A 21,120-nucleotide genomic window follows, 5' to 3' on the forward strand; every position below is an offset into this window, starting at 1 on the left:
GTATAAAAATTAATCATCAGTTTCTTGAAGGAAAAATACCCACTAATGCAATCAGGTAGCTAATACCGAGATAAGGCATCATGTTTTCATGAGGCTGACTACCACCTGCAATAGCAATAGGCGGATTTTTAGTAGTAATCGCATCTGCACTCAATGTGGTCGCATTAGGCACATCCACCGGTGCATATCCTTTGATAACGGAAGCAGTAGGGCCTGCACCCTGGGTTGGTAACTTAGCCGGTACAAGAGTGGGTCCCGGGATATTAGTGGTGGCGGCAGCGATACTGGCGGCCGGTGTTGATACCAGTTGCGTAGCATCGAATGTATGGGTATGCTGCGGCATCTGGTTGATCGCCAGCGTCACCGTTTCCACTCCACCTATCTGGCCCAGGATGTAGTTACTTAGGCCATTTCCTTGTCCTGTGCCAACCGGTACTCGTCCTCTCAGATCCGGTAAGCCAAAGGTCGACGTGCCATTGCCGCCAAAAGTAGTACCCAAAAGAGAAAACAAAGCAGTGTTCTGTGAAATGGCCATAATTTGTCCGTAACAGAGCGCCGTGCCCCTGATTGCAAAATTACCGCCGAACATAATAATCATTGCGAGGTAAAGGTCCATAAGAGTGGTTATTAAAGGGTGAATATTGTTATAGGGAGATATTAAGATGCCGTTTTGCCGTTACTAAAATCCGGGAAACGGATAACCGCGCCGCCCTGCTGCGCTGATAATAAGGATAAAGGTCCTATGATACTATTGGTGGCCGCCGCATATACAGGCAGCTCTTTTTCCGGCCCTGCCTTTAATATCCGTATAAACTGTTGTAGTGCAACTGCACACTCGCTGCCAGCTTCCTGCCATTGCGGTGCATCATATTGTTCCAGATAATCCCGGTCTCTTTCCCATTGAAAGGAAGGGTCGCTTTTACCTGTAATATGTAGCGACCTGGTAAGGTTCATCCATGCTCCCTGGGTACCTTTTATGCGAAAGCCCATGGACACAGGTAAGTCATTGCCCCTCTCCTGCTGCAGCCACAATGTTTGCTTGCCGGCCGTAGTAAGACAAATCGTATGAACAGGGCCCCTGGTAAAAATATGCAATGGTTCACCGGTTCTGACATGAGGTTTGCTGATCACGTATTCCTGCGTTTCATGTTGCACAGAGAGGGATACAAAACGATTTCCTTTGCTGGCTCCTAACATTTTTGCCGCTGCTGCTGCCGGATACACTGGATAAGGTGATGCTGCGGACAGATCTTCCGGCAAATAGTGACGCGCGCCGGCATACACGGTTTCAAGCGTACCAAACACCCCTTGTGATACCATTTCCGATACAGCCATCAGCTCCCGCTGACAACTATGCTCGTCCAAAGTAACATACTGGCGGCCCGTTTGTTCACTCAGGTGTACAATATCCCAATGCTCTGCCAGTGTAGTGCCCATGACCGGCCCGCAGGCAACGTGTTTCCCCGCGCACAATGCCGCCGCAGCTATTTCATAGTGCCGGTTCCAGGGTGTAGCTATTACTACTGCATCAATATCCTTACGTAACAACAACTGCTGGTAAGACTGAGGTCCGTCAACATATAAGTCTGGTTGAATAGCTCCGCTTTGCCTGAACAATTTTAAAACCTCCTTCACAGCTGCTTCATCATATTCGGCTACCGCGCGTACTTCCATGTCCGGGTGCGCCAAGGCATGCACCATGTACCCGCGCCCCCAGGGGCCTGCACCAATAAATGCAACGCGCAAACGAACACCTGTTTTTGCTGATAATTGAGACGGAAATAACGTTAAAAAGGGCGCAAGGACAACTGCATTCTTTATGAAATTTCTTCTTCCAGGTATATGCATATAGATATAAATCCGATTTTGGGATCAAGTAGGTAACATAGCAAAATGGATAAACGGTATAGTGTGATCGACGATTTTTCTAAATACGGATAAAATTATCTTGCAAAGATATAAGATCAATTTAAAATAACAAATGTTCGGGAGTTTTTTAAATAAAATAACGGCAAATGCCATAGTCTCACCATCTCATTCCGTTTTCAAACTCCTTAACGGATTCGCAACCGCCCCTTTGATGGCCTGCAAGCTAACAGTACACAGCGCAACCAGCATGGCAATCGCTCCTGCAATAACAAACATCCACCAGTTGAGGTTGATCCGGTAAACAAAGGCCTCCAGCCATTTATTCATCGCCCACCAGGCTACCGGTGTTGCTATGATAAATGCAATCCCTACCAGCTTCAGGAAATCTTTTGATAATAAATAAACAAGCCCTACCAAACCGGCGCCCAGCACCTTACGGATGCCGATCTCTTTATTCCTTTGTTCAACGCTGAAAGTAGACAGCCCAAACAAACCAAGCACGGATATAAAGATCGCTATCAGGGTAAATGAGTTAATGATGTCCGACAGCGTGATTTCCGTTTCATATTGTTTCTGCATTTCTGTATCCAGGAATGAATACTCAAACGGCGTCGCTGGAAAATTTTTCTGCCATACAGATCTTATCTTTTTCAGCAGGGCATTATAATTTTGGCTTTCGGCGTTTAGGATGACATGGTTTGACGCAAACCGCGGATCATATCTCAACATCAAAGGTTTAATATCTTCGTGCAGCGAATTGTAATTAAAATCTTTCATAACGCCGGCTATTTCCACAAAAGCGACAGGCTCTCCTTCATTTTGTTGCGAGTACAATCTTTTCCCCGGAGCTGTCTGAGGATTTAATCCCAGGGCCTTAGCGCCGGTTTCATTGATCAATACCCTGCCTGAATCGCTTGTATTGAAATCCCTGCCGCTAACCAGTTTAATACCAGTAGTTTTTACGAAATACTGATCTGTAAATATGAATGGTAAATCCTTTCCGGTACTGACATTTCCGCCTTCGGGGTAATAAAGCCAACTACGGGCCACTGATTGACTGGGATAATTCTCGGCCTGGCTCACCGCTTTCACTTCGGCCAACTGCCGCAGGTCGCTCATAAAAGAAGTCATTTTCGCCTTGGTGTCATCTGTGTGAAAATTAAAAATGATCCGCTGGCCTTTTTCAAAACCCAGGTCTTTGTTCTTTATATAATTTAACTGATTATAAATAACGATGATCCCCGAAATAAATATAATAGACAGCGCAAACTGGAACACGACAAGAAAACGACGGATACCCGCAGCCGAAATATGACTGTTGAAATTGCCTTTGATAACGCTTACCGGTTTGAAAGCTGAAAGATAGAAAGCTGGATAACTTCCGGCAAACAATCCTGTAAAAGCAATGATGCCCACCAACATCAGCCAGGGCCTGTAATCGGTCAGAAAAGACAGATTTATATCCGCCTGTGTAATCTGATTAAGATAAGGCAGCGCTAAAATTAATAATGGTAACGCTACCACCACTCCAAAAAGCGATAACAGGAATGATTCACCCAGGAATTGTTTTACAAGGTCGTTCACCCGTGCACCAATTACTTTTCGTACGCCTACTTCCTTTGCTCTTTTGGAAGCACGGGCTGTTGCAAGATTCATGAAGTTAATACAGGCAATAATCTGAATAAGTGCTGCGATGAGTAACAACATCTTCAGGAAGGCGCTGTTTACAGTTTTGCTTAACTCGTTTTTATAATCTGAGCTGGTATGTATGAGGCGGATATTTTGCAGAGATAACCGTTTTTCCATACCCAGGTCTTTAAGTTGCCGGGCGCCGTGTTTATCCAGGAATGCCGGTAATTTACTGCTAAGCGCGGCGACGCTGGTATTAGGTTTAAGCTTTACATAAGAAGCAGCATAATTATAAGCCGCCCAGGAATCGTTACTATAGGTATAGCTGCCCATACCGCCGCTGTTCATAGCCATAAACATATTGGCCTGGATATGCGATTTCCCAAGGCTTTCATCCACCACACCGGTTATTTTAAAATTTTGTTTCCCATAGGCATTGTCAATCTCTATCACTTTACCAACAGGATCTGTGCTGCCAAATAATTTTTCAGCAGTCGGTTTCAGCAGTACGACGGTATAAGGCGCTGTCAATGCATTCAAAGCACTGCCATATACAAAATGAAAGGCGAAGATCTCAAAGAAGGTCGAGTCTGCGTAAACAGCATCCTTTTCATAAATGGATTTTTCTTTGTAGCGCAACAAGTGCTGCTTTACGCCAAATTTATCAGTCGGCACCACGCGGGTAAATTGCTCCACTTCGGCAAAGTCATTCTTCATGGTCGGAGCGATGGGAGGCGAAGAGGTGGCGTTGTTGAATTTAGTGCCCTGTATTACAAATTCGGAGTTAATACGATATATGTTCTCAACGTGATCATGCTGCTTGTCATAGCTATATTGGTCCATCACATACATCATAATATACAGGCAGCAGGTAGTGCCGATCGCTAAACCAATAATATTAACAACACTGAATATTTTATTCTTTGTCAAATTGCGGAAAGCAATTTTAAAATAGCTCCTGATCATGGAAACCGGGTTTAATTCCGAGCGGCAACAAATAGGATGCCGTGGGATAACTCACTGTAAATGAATTAAATAAAAATAACCTTCGGGTGAAGGTGTTCGCTTTTGAAACAGGGATATCCGATATCGAACATAGAGTGGAAAGCGGTACCTGTAATATCCATGTGTAAAAAAAGGTGGTAATTGTTAATATAATGGTAGTAGACCGGAGTGGGTATACTTACTTTAGCAGATGCGTCGATACTATCTCCTTACCTGGCTTTCCTGCGTATATATACTTGTCGCGTCACATTTATCTGTGGCACAGGATCGTGCTGCTGCAATTATATCCGGCTATAAAGCTGTTTTTATGCAGCCTCCTGCTCATATTCCTTCCACAGTTGCTGTAGATGCACCTTTACTGGGAAACGGATACAGCGCTGCTGCCCTGGGAGGCCGGCCGGATAGCCTTTGTTTCTACCTGGCGCGAAATGATTTCTGGCGGCTGCAATCAGGTTTTAACGTCTCTTATCCTGCAGTCATCGGAAAGTTACAATTATCAATACCTGCATTGAGAAATGCCAGCTACAAAGTAGAACAATCATTGTATAATGCTACTACTACCGGAAAATTTGCTTCCGGCGATACTGCGGTGTTGCTCACCACTTACCTCAGCGCAACGGAAGACTTGCTGGTAGTCCGGATTCAAAATACTGGAAAGACGCCCGTGGCGGGCATTGCCAATCTGCTTTTACCACAGGAAGATCAGTTTAATATACATTACCCATTGGAAAGAAAGTATGAAGACACCACTTCAGCCGGCCGGCATGCTTCCGTACAATGGATAACCAGGGGATTTGTTCGTGATGTTGCCATTGCTACCGCTGCAGCAGCCGCCTGCAGAATCATTGGAAGAAACGATAACCACTTCCTGCTGCAGAAAAGCGAATCAGTAACGATTGTTTGTGCATTATCAGGCAGTGTTAAAGGGAAAAATTTTTCACAAAAAGTAATGGGCAGCGTAACGAAGCGCTCTCCGAACAATCTCATAGCCGTGTATAAAGCGCATACTGCCTGGTGGGCAAAGTTCTGGCACGAATCCTATGTAGATACCGGCGATAGTCTGCTGAACAAACAATATTACCTTTCCCATTATACGATTGCTTCCTGCAGCCGGGATCCACAATTCCCTGCTTCTATTTTTGGCAGCTGGATAACCAGGGAAATACCAGCCTGGAATGGAGATTATCATCTCAACTATAACTATATGGCGCCGTATTATGCATTATATAGTTCGAATCACCTGGAACAGGCAGCGCCCTATGAGTCGCCCCTACTCGATTTTATGGAGAGAGGCAAATATTATTCCCGCAAAATAACAGGTATAAATGATGGTATCCTATATCCGGTGGGTATAGGCCCCCTGGGAATGGAAACCACCAGGAGAAATCAACTGATGGAAGAACATGCCCATCACTTCATCGAAAGCGGTAACGTGGAAGATGAAGGTTTGTTTTTTGGACAAAAGACGAATGCCGCTTATGGCCTTGTTAACATAGCCCCTGCGTTCTATTACACCTATCGCAAAACCTATGCGGAAAAGGTTTATCCGTATGTAAAAGCTGTTGCACAATTCTGGGCGCAATATCCTGCGTGGGAGAATGGCAGGTATGTTATATTAAATGATGCCGTTCATGAAGGCACCATCGGAGACAAAAACCCGGTGCTCTCGCTGGGACTGGCAAGACTGGCTTTACAAACGGCTATAGACATGAGCCGGTTTCTGCAGACAGACAGCCTGTATCGTCCCCATTGGGACAGTGTACTTACCCACCTCTCCCACTATCCTACTCAAATGAGAAACGGGCATATGGTTTTCCGGTATACAGAAGAGGGAACTGCCTGGTGGGGCGATAATAGTCTTGGTATCCAGCACATATTTCCGGCAGGACAAATCGGGCTTGAAAGTGATGCTTCGTTACTGCAAACAGCCAGGAATACCATTGACGATATGCATAGATGGCTGGATAATAATGGCAGTAACAGCTTTTTTCCAGCAGCAGTAAGCGTTGGATATCCGGTTGACAGCATCTGGCATTATCTGCATAAATATAGTTTACACACCTATCCCAATGGCTTTCAGTATGGCAACCCGCATGGCATAGAAAACTGCAGTACTGTGCCTGCTACCATCAATGAAATGATGTGCATGAGTAACCAGGGAGTGTTACGTATATTCCCTGTATGGCCTGTTCACCACAATGCAGCGTTCTGGCAATTGCGGACCATGGGGGCGTTCCTGGTATCTGCCCGCATGGTGAATGATGAAGTTGGTGATATTACTGTTAAGAGTGAACAGGGAAAACAGCTGGTGCTGGAGAATCCATGGCCTCAGCAATCTGTTGCTGTAAGGCGCAACAACGGCGCCGTCCACATTTTGGCAGGAAAAAGGCTGACCATCCACACACATAAAAATGAAACACTTTATCTCACGAAAGTAACAGGCAAATAAGATTCGCCCGCCAGGTATTTGCTGCGGCCCATTTCATGTTTATAAACTATCAAAATGATACAAAAACGTCTACTAAAAATCCTGCTGCTCTCAGGGGTTGTTTTAACAAAAATAGCTATACAGACTGCCGGAGCACAGGTAACTTTCAAAACCAAACAATGGAGTATTCAGCTGGATAATTCAGGAAAGCTAACCAGTATGAAGCGTCTCTCCCCACAGCAGGAATTTCTCTTTGCAGACAAAGCCACTGCGCTGGTCAGCATCATGAAAGACGGAAATATTTACACTCCCGGCAGTTGCACCTGGAACGCCAAAAACTCAGAATTGGCGCTATCTTACCCGCAGACCGGTGTTGAGGCAAAAGTAAAAGTGCAACGCAACGATAACTATATCTCTTTCGAACTGATACAACTAACCCCACAGGACAAAGTGGACCTGCTATTGTGGGGCCCCTATCCTGTTACAATAGCTGATACGATAGGCGAGGTGGTAGGCGTTGTGCGCAGCAAAGATTTTGCCATCGGTATTCAGGCCCTCAACGTAAAAACACTGGGAGGATACCCAAATGCAGAAAGTGATATTGAACCATCCTACGATGTGTTTGAAGGAGGGAATAAAGTGGATGTAAAAGAAGATGATCTGCACAAACAGTTATTCAGGGGAGATGTAGCACGCCCTACTGCTTACGGAGCTTCGTTACAGGCTTACTGCCGCAACCGCAGCAAAGACAGGGTGATCGAAAACTGGGGGCATACAGCTTACCTGGCTCCTGCCTTCCATGATGGTGGCGTGATTGGCAGCAAGATGGCACTTTTCGGAGTGGCCAATGCCGATGTTCTGCCTACCATATCACAAATTGAACTGAAAGAAGGATTACCACATCCTCTACTCGATGGAGAATGGGGAAAACAGGCTATCCATGCCTCTGAATCATATCTTATCATGAGCTTTGGTGTCAACAACCTGAAAGAAGCGATAGCAGTCACGAAACAGGCCGGCCTACGCTATCTTTATCATGGGGATCCTTTTGACAACTGGGGACAATTTAAGCTGCATAGCAATGAATTTCCACAAAACTGGGTAAGTATGAAACAATGTGTTGAGACGGCAAAAGCAGAAGGCGTACGACTGGGTGTACATACTTTATCCAATTTTATCACCACCAACGATCCATATGTAACACCGGCGGCTGATCCAGGATTGGCGAAAGTTGGTTATTCACGACTCAGCGAAGCAATTGACGCAAATACAAAGGAGATTGGGGTGGAAGATCCGCTTTTCTTCAATCAATTTCAAAATAACACATTAAAGTCAGTAGCCATCGGTAGTGAAATTATCCGCTATGGAAGCGTATCTGCCACAGCTCCCTGGAAACTGCTCGACTGTCAGCGTGGCGCCTTTGGCACCAGGGCTGCCGCTCATCTACAGCACGATTCTGTAGGTAAGCTGATGGATCATCCCTACAAAGTATTCCTTACCAGCTACGCGCTGCAGGAAGAAATGGCGAAAACCATTGCCCGCCTTTTCAATGAAACAGGCCTTATGCAGATATCCTTCGATGGCCTCGAGGGTTGCTTTTCATCCGGAATGGGCCAATATGCCAAACAGTTATTTACTAAAACATGGTACGATAATCTGAAACCCGAACTAAAGGGAAAAGTTATCAACGATGCCAGCACTCCTGCTCATTACTTCTGGCATATTTATACCAGGATGAATTGGGGAGAACCCTGGTATGCCGGCTTCAGAGAAAGTCAGCTGCAATTGCGGCTCAAGAATCAACAATTTTTCCGCCGTAACCTGATGCCCTCTATGCTAGGCTGGTTCAGTCTGCGGCCGGAAACAACACTGGAAGATATAGAGTGGATGCTGGCGCTGGGAGCAGGATATAATGCCGGCTTCGGTTTGTCGACCAGTCTGGAAACATTGCAGAAACACGGAATGAAAAATGAACTGCTTGCATTAATAAAAACCTGGGAACAGGCGCGCATGAAAAATATCTTCAGCGAAACCCAGAAAGAGCAAATGAGAAGCCTGAAACATGAATTTCACCTGGAGATGACCAGCAATAATGAATACAAGCTGACACCGGTGTACAATGCCTATTTCAGGCATACGCAAAAAATGAAACAACCCGGTGAACCTGTTTTCTCTACTTTCCAGTTTAATAATCCGGCCGCCACTCAGCCTGTATCTTTCATCATTTCATTCGCACCGGGGAAAGACTTTGATCCTGATGTAGATGTTGACCAGATAACCATTACCATTAATCAGCAGGATGCATTGGTGTTACCAGTAAGCCTTAAGAGAAATCAATTCCTCAAATGTGATGGAAAAAAGGTACGGTTGTACAACAAGCAATGGCAATTGCTGCAAACTGTTGAACTGAATAAATCTTTGCCGGTGTTATCAAAAGGCGAAAATGAAATTACATTCGACGGCAAATACTCTGGCGAAAATGGCGCTGATGTGAAAATAGAAATACGTTCCGTTGGCGAGGGAGAATTAATTCGTGCAGGGCGGTAAAGTTTTGAATGATTTATATTTTTAAACAGCAAGGCCGTTTCTACTGAGTAGAAACGGCCTTGCTATTTTATGATGTTCTTTTTTGATTTCGTTGGAATTTCGTTTATCCATTCTGTTTATCTTATCCTTCTAAAAAAAATCATAGTGATAAAATGTAACGGATTATTTTCTTTGCATCCACCCTACTAAGGGAAGGATGGGGCACCATGGCGGTTGCGCCCCAATTCCCGGTTCCCCCGGCAATTACCTTCGTTGCCAGCTTTCCAACATTGCTTTCAGTAGCAGTGTACCGCCGGGCAATAGCTTTATAAGACGGACCTACCAGCCTGGTGTCCGGGCGATGGCAGGCGGCGCAATCGAGTGTTGCCATCAGTTTTTTACCCGGAGCAGGAGTTGCCTTACTGGCCACCTTTCCTTGTTTTGGATGTGCTATTTCTTTCTTTACTGCTTGTACTGCATTGGTTGTTACTTCGGCTGTTTTCCCGGCTACCTGCCCGTTTTCAAGCCCGGAGACGGTGAACAATGATGTGCGGTTTTTCGTGGCAGCACGTATTTCACTTACCTCCTGAGGGCTGATCAATTTAAAATTGCTACCGGCTGGCCTGAACTGATAGTGCACATAGCTAAGCACACTTGCCACCCATTCATCATTATTCACCGCTCCCAATGGCGCCATCACATCCGGATAACTTTTCCCGTCAATCGGGCCCGACAGACCATGCAGCAAAATATTGATCAACATATTCCCGTTTGCAGCCCTCTTCGAATTTGCCAGTGGTGGTGCAGCCATGGGGGCGCCACCAACAGAGATCCCCTTTCCATTTTCACCATGGCAGGTAGCGCAAACCTGCTGAAATGTTTCACGCCCTTTGAGAATAACTTTTTTCTCACTTTCGGTTATTCCAGCGAAATCGGCTCCTGGCGCCATCCTGGTTCTGTTTTTCTCAATAAGCGCTGCAATTTCGGTCAGGTTCTTTATATTCTTTCCGGATTGCAACAGATGTGACAGTAATTCTTTTGATCCATCCGGATGGTAGTAGGCAAGCGTAGCCACCAACTGCGCCTGTACGTCTGCATCCGGATCATTCATCATGCCTGCCAGTAACGCTCCTGTTTCTTCATGGCGACTTTTAATAAATGGCTCACTGATGATAATGGCCGCTTTGCGTACCTGAGCACTAACATCTTTTAGCGCTATTTCCAGGATCGATTTATCAACGGCATTCAATCCCTCGAGCGTCCACAAGGCATGAAGCCGGGCCAACTCGTTGTTATGACTCGTTAATGTTTCCCGTAAAGCCGGTATCACCGACATATCTCCCCGGACAATGAGTTCCTTTTGCGCATTGTCTCTCCACCATCCGTTAGCATATGAAAGATAACTTACTAAAGTATTCCCGGTTTGAGATAATATATCCGGTCTGGGTCCCGGCTTAAACCCATCATGTACAAGCCGGTAAATTCTTCCATGACCAATATTCTTATCCAATTTGCGCTTCAGGATCTCAGTTCTCAGATAACTCCCCTCACGTGTCCAGTTCCCTTCCTGAATAATGCCCCTGTGCATATCTACGATATACAAACAGCCATCTGGCCCGTTGGCAGTATTCACCGGCCGAAAATTCATGTCAGTGGAGGCAATAAATTCTTCCCGGTCATAGGCATTCTGCAAAACCCGAATACCATTTTGATTGATGACTTTGGCCCGGCGAATCAGGCGGCCAACCGGTTCACAAATAAGGAGATCTCCCCTCAGATCTTCAGGCAAGGCATTACCTCTGAAAATAGATTGCCCGCAGCATCCGGTAAAATGATTGAGCGTACTGTCGGCCCGTAATCTTGCTGCTCCCCCCTGTACATCCGGCGTAGCGATAATTGGCCATACCGCATTAAAACCGGGGCTCAACTGCTCTGGCACATCATATCGGCCATAAAAAGGGTTGAGTTGAAAACCGTATGCCGGTACTTCTCCACCTGCGGAAGAGAAAAATAATCTGCCGTAATTATCGTTACCTATTCCCCACTGACCATTACCGGCTACCATAGTGTCTGCCACGAGCTTGTCTCCAACATACCTGTAGCGCAAATTTTCGTAGGTAACATAAATCCTGTTATCGATATTCCAGACCAGGCCGCTTCTCTGATGCTCAAGATTTCCACTGTGCGGCTTGTTGTTGCCGAAAACCTGTATTTTCCTGTCTGCTTTACCATCCTGGTCCACATCTTCATAGGACCATATATTATTAGTATATGTTTCGCTCACCAACAGTTTCTTTCCTACACAAAGTATCATACGCGGGAGCAGAAGACTGTCGATATAAACGGTGCTCTTATCCATGACGCCATCTCCATTGGTATCTTCCAGCAATAAAATTCTTGAAAGCGGAGCATTCTCCTTCGACCCGTCTACATCCTGCATATAGGTCAGCATTTCCGATACGAACATACGGCCATTTCCATCCCAGGCAATTGCTACTGGCTCTTTGATCATGGGTTCACTTGCAACCAACTGCAAATGATATCCCTCGGGAACATAGATAGACGCAAGACTTTTCTCCGGCGACATGTATTCACCGCCCGGATTGGACTGTACTATAATTCTTCCGGCGGAATCCCTTGCTAATTTTCCGGGCTTTTCTGTTTTTGAAGATATGCTTCGCTTAGGAATGCTGCATTGATAAACCAGGAGGGTCGCCAACGTACCCAGAAAAAGAACAATAACTTTTTTCTTCATAGAAATAAGATGGATGTGCTGACCAGTATCATCAAAACATACCGGTGATTGTTAATCATGATAAACATATAATTCCGGAGCAAAAGCGCTCCAGCCCTGAGCTTACATTAAGGACACTGACTAATCCCTGTAATGAAGCTGACTTGCGCCAATCTTTCTGTTATACTCATGCTGTTCCGGCCCAGACAATATTTTATAGTATCGGGAATCAAAACTAAATGAATGTCCAATAATAAATGACCGGTATATTATCAATTATTGATGTGATATTCTCGGTTGCCCACGGTTATTTTCGCACTAAATAGACTGATCATGGCACATGATAATTTCTTAAGAAAAGGCAGGCGAACTTTAGGATACTATTGCCTCAGACGTCTGCATACCACCGATATCGATTGCCAGCCAGGCATTTTCTATTCCACGCTCTTTAGTCATCTTAAGCAGAGGGCTAAATGATACTCTTCAAAAGGGGATCTACTTACAAACCATGCTCCTCGCGGGATAAAAAAGTAATGATGAAATAAAAAAAGAATGCGAATTTTGTAACAATCCAATCACAAGTTAGCGGTCATTTATGGCGACGCCTTACAAACTTTTGAGCAAATAATATGCAAGTACAAAAAGGAAAACATGAGGGCTTACAGAATGATGAGCTGGGAATAAAGATTCGCTCAGACAGCAATCCTTATCATTCAGCTGATATTCAAAAAAAAGCGCTGCAACCTCGCAGATTATCTTCTTATTTTATCATATTAATCGAAAGCGGTTTAATTACATACAATTTTGACTTACAAGACTTTACACTTACAGACGGGCACTTGCTTTTTGCAATGCCCAATCAAATTTTTACACCTCCCGCTAAAACAGACAATCTTAAATATTTCAAGCTGCTGTTTGATGAAAATACACTGGCATTATTGCCACAGCAATTCCCCTTTCTGGTCAACCCTTTAAACGCACAAACCATAGTTCTTGACAGTGCGGCAAAAGAAAGAGTAATAAAGGTTTTCGGAATTTTAAATCAGATACTTCACTTAGATAAGTGTGAGACAGATGCTGAAATAATATTAGCTTATTTGAACTCATTACTATCAGAACTAAACAGTGCTTATTTCAAAAACAAAGAGCCCGTTAATATCCTAAACACTAATCTTTCAAAGTTTACCGAATTCAAATTAGTCGTGGAAACGTACCTTACAGAGCAACCTTCTATCAACGCAATTGCAGAAAAATTAGCTTTATCTACAAACAGTTTATATCGGATTGTAAAGGAATACTCAGGAACATCTCCCAAAGATTATTTTATTAACCGCTTGATGGCGGAAGCTCAAAGAAGATTACGTTATTCTAATATTTCCATCAAAGAATTAGCCTACGAATTGGGCTTTAATGACCCTGATTATTTTTCAAGGCTTTTCAAAAAAAGTACAGGAAAAAGCGCAAGTGAATTTTTGCCCAGGCAAGATTTGTCGGGAAAATAAAATGAATTGTCCATTTCCGCTATTTTTTGGTCCTCTACTTTTGCCTCATAAAATCCATACAGGAAATGAAATTTGCATTAGTAACAGGAGCTAACAAAAGCATTGGCTTTGAAGTTGCACAACAACTTGCTCAAAAAGGAATTTATATTTACCTCGGCAGTCGTAATTTAGAAAATGGTGTTGAAGCTGTTGATAAATTAAAAGCGAAGGGATTAAACAATGTAGAAGCTATTCAGCTCGACATTACAGACGACGAATCAGTAATTAAAGCCCGTAAAGAAATAGGTAAAAAAACAAAAGTGTTAGACATACTGATTAACAATGCGGGTATTTATGGTGGTTACCCGCAAACGGCACTCGACTCAACTATTGACCAGTTTAAAGCAACCTATGATACAAATATTTACGGCGTGGTGCGAGTTACACAAGCATTTATTGATTTATTGAAGAAGTCGTCGGCGCCTCGTATTGTAAATGTAAGTTCAAGTCAGGGCTCAATTACCCTACACAGCGACCCAACATATAAATATTACGATTACAAAGGTGTTGTATATCTTTCTTCAAAATCAGCCTTGAATATGTACACTGTTGTTTTGGCATACGAATTAAAAAATACCAACTTCAAAATAAATGCCGTTTGCCCGGGATATACAAAAACAGATTTCAATGGACATCGTGGGCCCGGAACTGTTAAAGATGCCGGAAAACGGATAGTAAAATATGCCCTGATTGACAATGATGGCCCAACGGGAAAATTCTTCAGTGAGGAAAATAATCCTGAAACAGGAGAAATACCCTGGTAACGGAGGAGTAGTAAAAAAAAACGAACTTCGTACCACAAACCAGTCAGGATGCAACTACTACCATCTATACAACTTATGTCGATTATCCGGCATTATCTGGTGCTGGAGAGTTCGCAGCCTGGATCCTTCCAACATCGTCTGCTACCTGATGGCAGCACAGGCTTGGTCTTGTATTATAACTCCACAGCTGCTGCGCCAGATCAGCCCTCCGTTATGCAAACCAGTTTCTATTATGGTCCCATCAGGCATTTCCGGGACGTTAGCTTTTCAGGCAACCTGCACCTGCTGGTAGTGGTGTTGCAACCAGCAGGCATACATGGGCTAACTGGTATGGCTGCACATGAACTAAGTAATCATATCATTAGTCTCTCCGACCTTTGGGGTAGTGATGGCAGGCTGTTGGACGAACAGGTAAACCAGGCCCGCAATACTGAAGAACGCATCAGATGTGTGGATTTCTTTTTGCTGAAGCGTTTACAAAACGTTTCGCCTGTTAATAGAAGCGTCATCTCTGTTCTGCAGTTGCTGCAACAGAGCGGTGGCTCGCTTCCTGTAAAGGAACTTACACAACGAACGGGAATAGGTGAAAGGCAGCTGGAACGTTTGTTTCATCAATATATAGGCCTAAGTCCCAAACAATTTGCAGCCATTGTCAAACTACAGCGTACACTTAAACTATTGCAGCATAAAACGACTCATGAACGACTGACTGATATTACTTACGACGTCGGTTATTTCGACCAGGCACATTTCATCAGGGAATTCAAAAAGCAGGCAGGACTTCCGCCTAAACAATATCTCGGCAGCACTATTCGGCTCGCACTCAACTTCATCCGCCTGGTTGACGGAAACGCATAATTTGAACGTCGGGTTTGTACAATTCCAGGGGCTTAAGTAAAAATATTTTTGCGTTGTCTAAAATTGATATTATGCAACCCATTACTATTGCGACAGCACAGTTTGAGCACAAAAGCGGAGATAAGCAGTATAACCTCTCCATCATAGAACAACTCACGGCCCGGGCAGCTGCTGACGGGGCGCAGGTAATTGCATTTCATGAATGTTCGATTACCGGCTATACTTTTTCCCGCGAATTATCAAGAGAGCAAATGCTGGATATTGCGGAATATCTGCCAGAAAGCTCCAGCGTACAATATCTGCAAAAAATAGCAGCCAGACATAACATTGCCATACTGGCCGGGCTGTTTGAGAAGGATCTCGAAAACAGCCTGTTCAAAGCCTATGTTTGCGTGGATAAAACTGGTCTGATAGCCAGTTTTCGTAAGTTGCATCCTTTCATTAATCCCCATTTAGAGCCTGGTAATGAATATGTGGTGTTTGATTTACTGGGATGGAAATGCAGCATACTGATTTGTTATGACAATAATATTATTGAGAATGTACGGGCTGTTTCCCTGCTGGGTGCCGATATACTGTTTATGCCACATGTTACAATGTGTACACCATCGCCTCGGCCCGGCGCAGGTTTTGTAGAACCGAAGCTTTGGTTCAACAGAAAACAGAACCCTACTTCACTGCGTCAGGAATTCGACGGCCTTAAAGGTAGAAGCTGGTTGATGAAATGGTTACCAGCGCGGGCCTACGATAATGGTCTTTACGTAGTTTTTGCTAATGCGATAGGAATGGACCACGACCAATTGAAAAACGGCTGCTCTATGATACTCGATCCCTTTGGAGACATATTGGCGGAGTGCCGTGCTCTGGACAATGATGTAACCATGGCATTACTAACCCCGGAAAAACTGACGCAAGCTGGCGGCTTCCGCTATAAACAGGCCCGCCGCCCTTCATTATATGCCCCTGTTCTAACTCAGCCACACACATCAAGCCAGAAAGTGAGTTGGCTGAATGAAACAAAGGAAACAAACCAGCCTGGTTTTATACAATGAAGCACACCGAATCCCGTGGCACTTTTTTGAAAATACAAAGTGCCACGGTTCTGGATCAAGTTAAATTCTTGAGGGCAGGCGACCTGTAATAGTTTGCCATCCAACTTTTCGAAATCTTCTAATACCCGTGTAATCAGCACTGAACAATTCCCTCTTCTGGGTTACCTCCCGTTGAATATACGCTAACGCCCCGGCCAGACACATTTGATAATTGCTAAAGAAATCACGGAAGCTGATCCCCCGGTTGTCATAACTTTAAGAAAAATGTAGGTAACATGGCAAAGCAAACAGGCCCATTCCTCTTTACCGGCAGGCTGGATAATGTAATTGGCTACGAACGCAATGGAGTTCACTTCCTGCGTAGTATGCCTGCCCGGGTAAAACAAACAACGGCCACCCGGCAGGCTGCCCGCAATTTTGGTATTGCCAGTCGTAAAGGCCGCCTCATACGTAAAGCATTCGCCCCCCACCTGGATCTTCATTGCGACGGCGCTTTCGTAAACCGGCTGAACAAAGTGCTGATACAATCCGGCGTACAGGGCATAAAAGGATACCGGTTCAACCGGCACACCGGCCTGGAGAAATTCTTCTCTCACTCCCCCATATTCACACCCGATGGCATACTGCAAATTCCTGCACAGGAATTATCACGATTGTCCGGATTCACCCATTTTGAGATAAAAGCCATCGCTGTGCGGGCTCATTTTGCCCACCGGCGGGTTACCCCCATAGTCTCCATCACAAAGATGATTGACCTCAGTAAACCGTTCGATGGCATGGAACTGAACATGACCGTTCCGGGAAAAGGAACAGGGATCGTCGTATTACAGGTACGCGCTTTCCAGGGGAACCTGGTTACCGACAACAGCAAATACATGACTGCAGAAGTGATCGCTGTAACTACAGCTGCATCTCCAGCCCCACAAGCCCGTAAAAAACACAGCAAGCCACTATTGAAACGATGGCCATTGTACCAGGACGTACCGCTACTTAAGGGTCCTGCTATTGGCTACTCTTCATTAGCCTTACAACGGGAATGAACAGGTATAGCTTTTTCCTGACCGGAGATTGTTATCAGCTGTTCTTATATTATTTACAGGGAATTGGTTCATGGATACCCATGTCCGGATGTATCAATACCGGCCTTTTTTACAGCTATATGCCTGATTGTTGCTTAGAAAAATAGCCGATACCTCACTGCACTATTATACCCGGTAAAACTATCATCCACCACATCATCAATCCATCTTCAGATCAACTCCACCTTACCTGCATCATTCTCCCATTAATCCTCCCCCTTTCTCCTATCACTCCTTCATGCTGCCGCACTGGCTTGTATGGATGTAAGCGATTGTTCTTCATCCATACCAGGAGAACTGTTACTATATTTCTCAAGAATTCAACTTGATCCCATATCAATCTCTGTATGTTTATTTTGTATCTTAGTAAAAGCTCGTTAACCTGTATAAAGTACGGGAAAGAAATCGGGGTGGCGAAGGTATTGAAGTAATCGATATTATTCTAAATTGTAACCATAATCCAAAAGTTGTTTTAATGTGTGGATTGTCAGGTTCTGGAAAAACAACATTCGCAAAAAAGTTAGAAGGTTATAATTTTCAAAGGTTATCGATCGACGAAGAGATTTGGAATAACTATGGAAAGTTTGGAATAGATTATACCGAAAAAGAGTATAAAAAGCTATCAAGTTTAGCTGAAAAAGCACTACTTATTCAGTTTTTGAGCCTTCTAAAATCCAAGCGGAACATAGTGGTTGACTTTAGCTTCTGGCAAAAAGAAAAGCGCAACAAGTTTAAACAAATAGTGGAAACAAATTACGGAAAATGGTTTCTTATTTATATGAATCCTTCCATTTCAGTGATAAAGGCTAGATTGAAAATAAGAAATAAAAATTTTGAGGCTAATGCAGCTTTTCCGATTACAAATTCAATCTTAAATAAATATCTAAGTAGCTTTCAAATCCCTGAACAAGAAAACCAATTTGAAATAACCTCTAATAACGTAGATTAGAAAAAAATATTTTAGTAGAGTGTCAGTTGGGGGCATTTTTGTTAGCAATAGAGACAATGTGTCTAAAGTATTTAAATAGGCATACGTATTTCAAAAAACGAACCTACGTTAATCACTTTACTGTACTACCAGATTAAATCCGGCTCCCATTCCCTTTGTACGTGTCCAGGCTGCTTCACTTGTTTTCCGGTGATAGGTACTCGAGTTTAAAAACCCTGCAGAAAAGAAGATAGCACCATGGCTGACCGCTGCAGTGCCTGCTAACCATTCCAGTGAAACAAGAACCTCTCCTTTCAGCTGCAGATGATACGGGGTAAGATCTATTTTATACGCTCCCGTTTTGTTGCCTATCGACACAATTATATTCTGCTGTAACAAATTTCCTGTTGGCATCCCTTCTTTCACTGCATAAATATTTATCCTGAAAATGCCGCTATCAAGACGATTCTCAGAAATATTAAAATTAAAGGCACGCAGTAACACATCTTTTCTTCCCAAATAAATTTTTACTCCCAGCTCACTTCCAAGCTCCCGCAATGGAAATCCTACACTAATAAATCTGGACTTGTTGGTATTACCTACTGTCTTCAGGCGGATATTGTCTGCGGTTACAATTACTTCCCGCAACTGCTCATCCTTCCCGCTTAATGTAATAACAGGTTGATTAGATAAGGCGGATAATAATTGTTCTACCACATAGCTTTTTTGCTTATAACCTATTGATGATATGCGGACACTATCATTAAGCAATGATTTGTTCACACGTAGCGAAAACACGCCATCCTCACCTGATACCGTACCAATGTTGCCTTTAGGAATTCCTATATTGACATATGATATCGGGTTATTATTCTCTGTTACTATCTTTCCTTTCAGTACCAGCCAGCCGATGCTATCGCTTGCTTTTTTTTCTACCTTGATAAATGAAGAAGTGCCTGATTTAGCTTTTATTACCGCAACTACATTATTATCGAAAGTAGATTTCCTACCCCCCAGATGTTGATCAAAGTAATCCAATACCAACCTTTTCACCAAATCATATGGACGCTTATCGCTCGTATTAACATTTGACAAGGCTGACAGGCCACTGAAATCTTCATGATCAGTGTTTAAAAGCCGGAGATAATACTTTTTTGTAGCAAATAGTGGTTGCAAATGATAAACACTATCCACATTTCTATTCTCCAATTTATGATCACTCTCAAGATAAGCATATGGCAATTGCAATGCCGCAGGGTCAAAAAAAGTACACTTCCTCAATGTATCAAAATCCAGATCTTCCTCCTGCTCTCCCCCATAGTAATGCACTTCAGATCCATCCAACGACAACAATGCCTGCACTGACTTATTTTGCATAGCCAATACACTGGCACCTAAGCTCCCATAACTATAACCCATTACACCGATCTTTGAAGTATCAACATTTTCATTGTGCAGAAAATGCGTTAAAGCAGCTTTTGCATCATTTACCTGCTCCAGTAAATCAGCGTACTTTGTAGTCATATTTCCCGGATAACGGCCTATAGAGCTAATGGCAACCACTATATAGCCATGGCTTGCGAGGTATTCAAACAACGATATATTCTCATAGCTCATACCATTAAATGCGGACATATAAATAATAAGGGGGAATTTATGTTTTACTTCCTCCGCATTCAAATGGCTGCGTGTTTGTAAATGGGATAGATCTCCTGCATTTATCTTAGTACCATTAGCGCTGAAATAATGCATCATTTCATCCGTTAATCCATCCAGTTTTATGCTATCCTGAAAACGACCAGCCCTTGCCTCAAACAAGGATACAAAATAACGGAAAGGCATCAACGAATCGCGGGAAGTACCTTTTGATGGAAACCAGGTATCAAATTCGAGTGGACGAAAAAGTAATCTGCTATCCTTGCCGACGCCAGGCTTATATCGTCTTGATGAATCTATTGATCTGTACTCCTTATAACCAACACTATAAGTATCAGGGAAAGGCTTCCCATCGGTATTTTCCTGGCTAAAAGCGTCAAGGATCAAGAAGTTTAGCAAAAGAAATATAACTACTGATCTCATAAACATTATTAACAAATATCTTTACGGACGATTAAATTAAATATCCATAATACGATTGGAAAATAGTTCATTAATTAAAATCAATGCAACAATCAGTTGCATTATAACTATACTTTAACACGTTGCGTTAACCTGATTCATCTCTGCCCATTAATTTCTGACGCTTAAAACATGCTTAATAGGGCTAAGCACCTAAAAATGATTTTTATCCTGGTAACTATGTAGTATGCGCGGACCTGTTTCATTTTCAAAATACATACATAAGGCGTGTAGTTCCGGTGCATTAAGATATAATGTTCAGGCAGGGGATAACTTTCAATAATTAATTGGCCGGGGTTAACAACAATGGCGGCACGTGTTAAGTCGATTTTCCTTCCAAGTACAGAAATGCTCAGCTGTGCTACATATCCCTAAGACATTTCAGTGGATGGATATTGGCAGCTTTCAACGCCTGTATACCCACCGTCAGCATTGCCGTTAAAAGGGCCAGCAGTCCTGCCAATAGAAAATGGGGACGACGGGGGAAGTGCGGAGATCGTAGCAAAAACACCGCTCGCTACATAGAGGAAAAATTCCGGAATTCCATATGCGGTAGAAATTTGGAAGCGATTAAATGCAGAAGAAGAAA

The 21,120-nt window shown here is 43.5% G+C and carries 13 protein-coding genes; 8 read left to right on the forward strand and 5 right to left on the reverse strand.

Annotation, left to right across the window (positions count from 1 at the left end; genetic code table 11):
• Window positions 1-16: 16 nt before the first annotated feature.
• The 3 genes from UNH61_RS16945 to UNH61_RS16955 all read right to left on the reverse strand — a co-directional run bounded on the left by UNH61_RS16945 (window position 17) and on the right by UNH61_RS16955 (window position 4,464).
• Window positions 17-616 (reverse strand): tail fiber protein, encoded by a 600-nt coding sequence (locus UNH61_RS16945; protein WP_326993159.1) that lies wholly within the window; start codon window positions 614-616, stop codon window positions 17-19.
• Window positions 617-657: 41 nt separating this feature from the next.
• Window positions 658-1,746: a Gfo/Idh/MocA family oxidoreductase gene (locus UNH61_RS16950; RefSeq protein WP_326993160.1), complete on the reverse strand. Its 1,089-nt coding sequence runs from the start codon at window positions 1,744-1,746 to the stop codon at window positions 658-660.
• Between the two features lie 288 nt (window positions 1,747-2,034).
• A complete protein-coding gene (locus UNH61_RS16955; protein WP_326993161.1) occupies window positions 2,035-4,464 on the reverse strand; it encodes an ABC transporter permease in 2,430 nt (809 codons plus the stop codon).
• Between the two features lie 229 nt (window positions 4,465-4,693).
• Between UNH61_RS16955 and UNH61_RS16960 the strand changes: the two genes are divergently transcribed.
• Together UNH61_RS16960 and UNH61_RS16965 are read left to right on the forward strand one after the other, a co-directional pair.
• Window positions 4,694-6,952, forward strand: coding sequence for a hypothetical protein (locus tag UNH61_RS16960; protein ID WP_326993162.1), 2,259 nt, complete (start codon window positions 4,694-4,696; stop codon window positions 6,950-6,952).
• Between the two features lie 54 nt (window positions 6,953-7,006).
• On the forward strand, window positions 7,007-9,478 hold the full coding sequence (locus tag UNH61_RS16965; protein ID WP_326993163.1) for a hypothetical protein: 2,472 nt from the start codon (window positions 7,007-7,009) through the stop codon (window positions 9,476-9,478).
• A 139-nt stretch (window positions 9,479-9,617) separates the two neighbouring features.
• Here the strand turns inward: UNH61_RS16965 and UNH61_RS16970 are convergent, their stop codons facing one another.
• Entirely contained in the window at window positions 9,618-12,212 is a 2,595-nt protein-coding gene (locus tag UNH61_RS16970; protein ID WP_326993164.1) for a c-type cytochrome, read from the reverse strand.
• 608 nt (window positions 12,213-12,820) lie between these two features.
• Between UNH61_RS16970 and UNH61_RS16975 the strand changes: the two genes are divergently transcribed.
• The 6 genes from UNH61_RS16975 (at window position 12,821) to UNH61_RS17000 (ending at window position 18,434) form a co-directional block, all read left to right on the forward strand.
• Window positions 12,821-13,693 carry a helix-turn-helix transcriptional regulator gene (locus tag UNH61_RS16975; protein ID WP_326993165.1) on the forward strand — a complete coding sequence of 291 codons (873 nt, stop codon included), beginning with the start codon at window positions 12,821-12,823 and terminating at the stop codon, window positions 13,691-13,693.
• A gap of 65 nt (window positions 13,694-13,758) precedes the next feature.
• Window positions 13,759-14,496 carry an SDR family oxidoreductase gene (locus UNH61_RS16980; RefSeq protein WP_326993166.1) on the forward strand — a complete coding sequence of 246 codons (738 nt, stop codon included), beginning with the start codon at window positions 13,759-13,761 and terminating at the stop codon, window positions 14,494-14,496.
• A gap of 48 nt (window positions 14,497-14,544) precedes the next feature.
• Window positions 14,545-15,354 (forward strand): helix-turn-helix domain-containing protein, encoded by an 810-nt coding sequence (locus UNH61_RS16985; RefSeq protein ID WP_326993167.1) that lies wholly within the window; start codon window positions 14,545-14,547, stop codon window positions 15,352-15,354.
• Between the two features lie 71 nt (window positions 15,355-15,425).
• The gene (locus UNH61_RS16990) at window positions 15,426-16,406 is read left to right on the forward strand and encodes a nitrilase family protein (RefSeq protein ID WP_326993168.1); all 981 of its coding nucleotides are present in this window, start codon (window positions 15,426-15,428) and stop codon (window positions 16,404-16,406) included.
• A 275-nt stretch (window positions 16,407-16,681) separates the two neighbouring features.
• Window positions 16,682-17,446 (forward strand): hypothetical protein, encoded by a 765-nt coding sequence (locus UNH61_RS16995; protein ID WP_326993169.1) that lies wholly within the window; start codon window positions 16,682-16,684, stop codon window positions 17,444-17,446.
• 514 nt (window positions 17,447-17,960) lie between these two features.
• Window positions 17,961-18,434: an ATP-binding protein gene (locus UNH61_RS17000; RefSeq protein WP_326993170.1), complete on the forward strand. Its 474-nt coding sequence runs from the start codon at window positions 17,961-17,963 to the stop codon at window positions 18,432-18,434.
• A gap of 117 nt (window positions 18,435-18,551) precedes the next feature.
• Here UNH61_RS17000 and UNH61_RS17005 read toward each other — a convergent pair whose 3' ends face one another.
• Window positions 18,552-20,492: a carboxypeptidase-like regulatory domain-containing protein gene (locus UNH61_RS17005; protein ID WP_326993171.1), complete on the reverse strand. Its 1,941-nt coding sequence runs from the start codon at window positions 20,490-20,492 to the stop codon at window positions 18,552-18,554.
• Window positions 20,493-21,120 lie beyond the last annotated feature (628 nt).

It is taken from the genome of Chitinophaga sp. 180180018-3, assembly GCF_037893185.1.
GTDB lineage: Bacteria > Bacteroidota > Bacteroidia > Chitinophagales > Chitinophagaceae > Chitinophaga.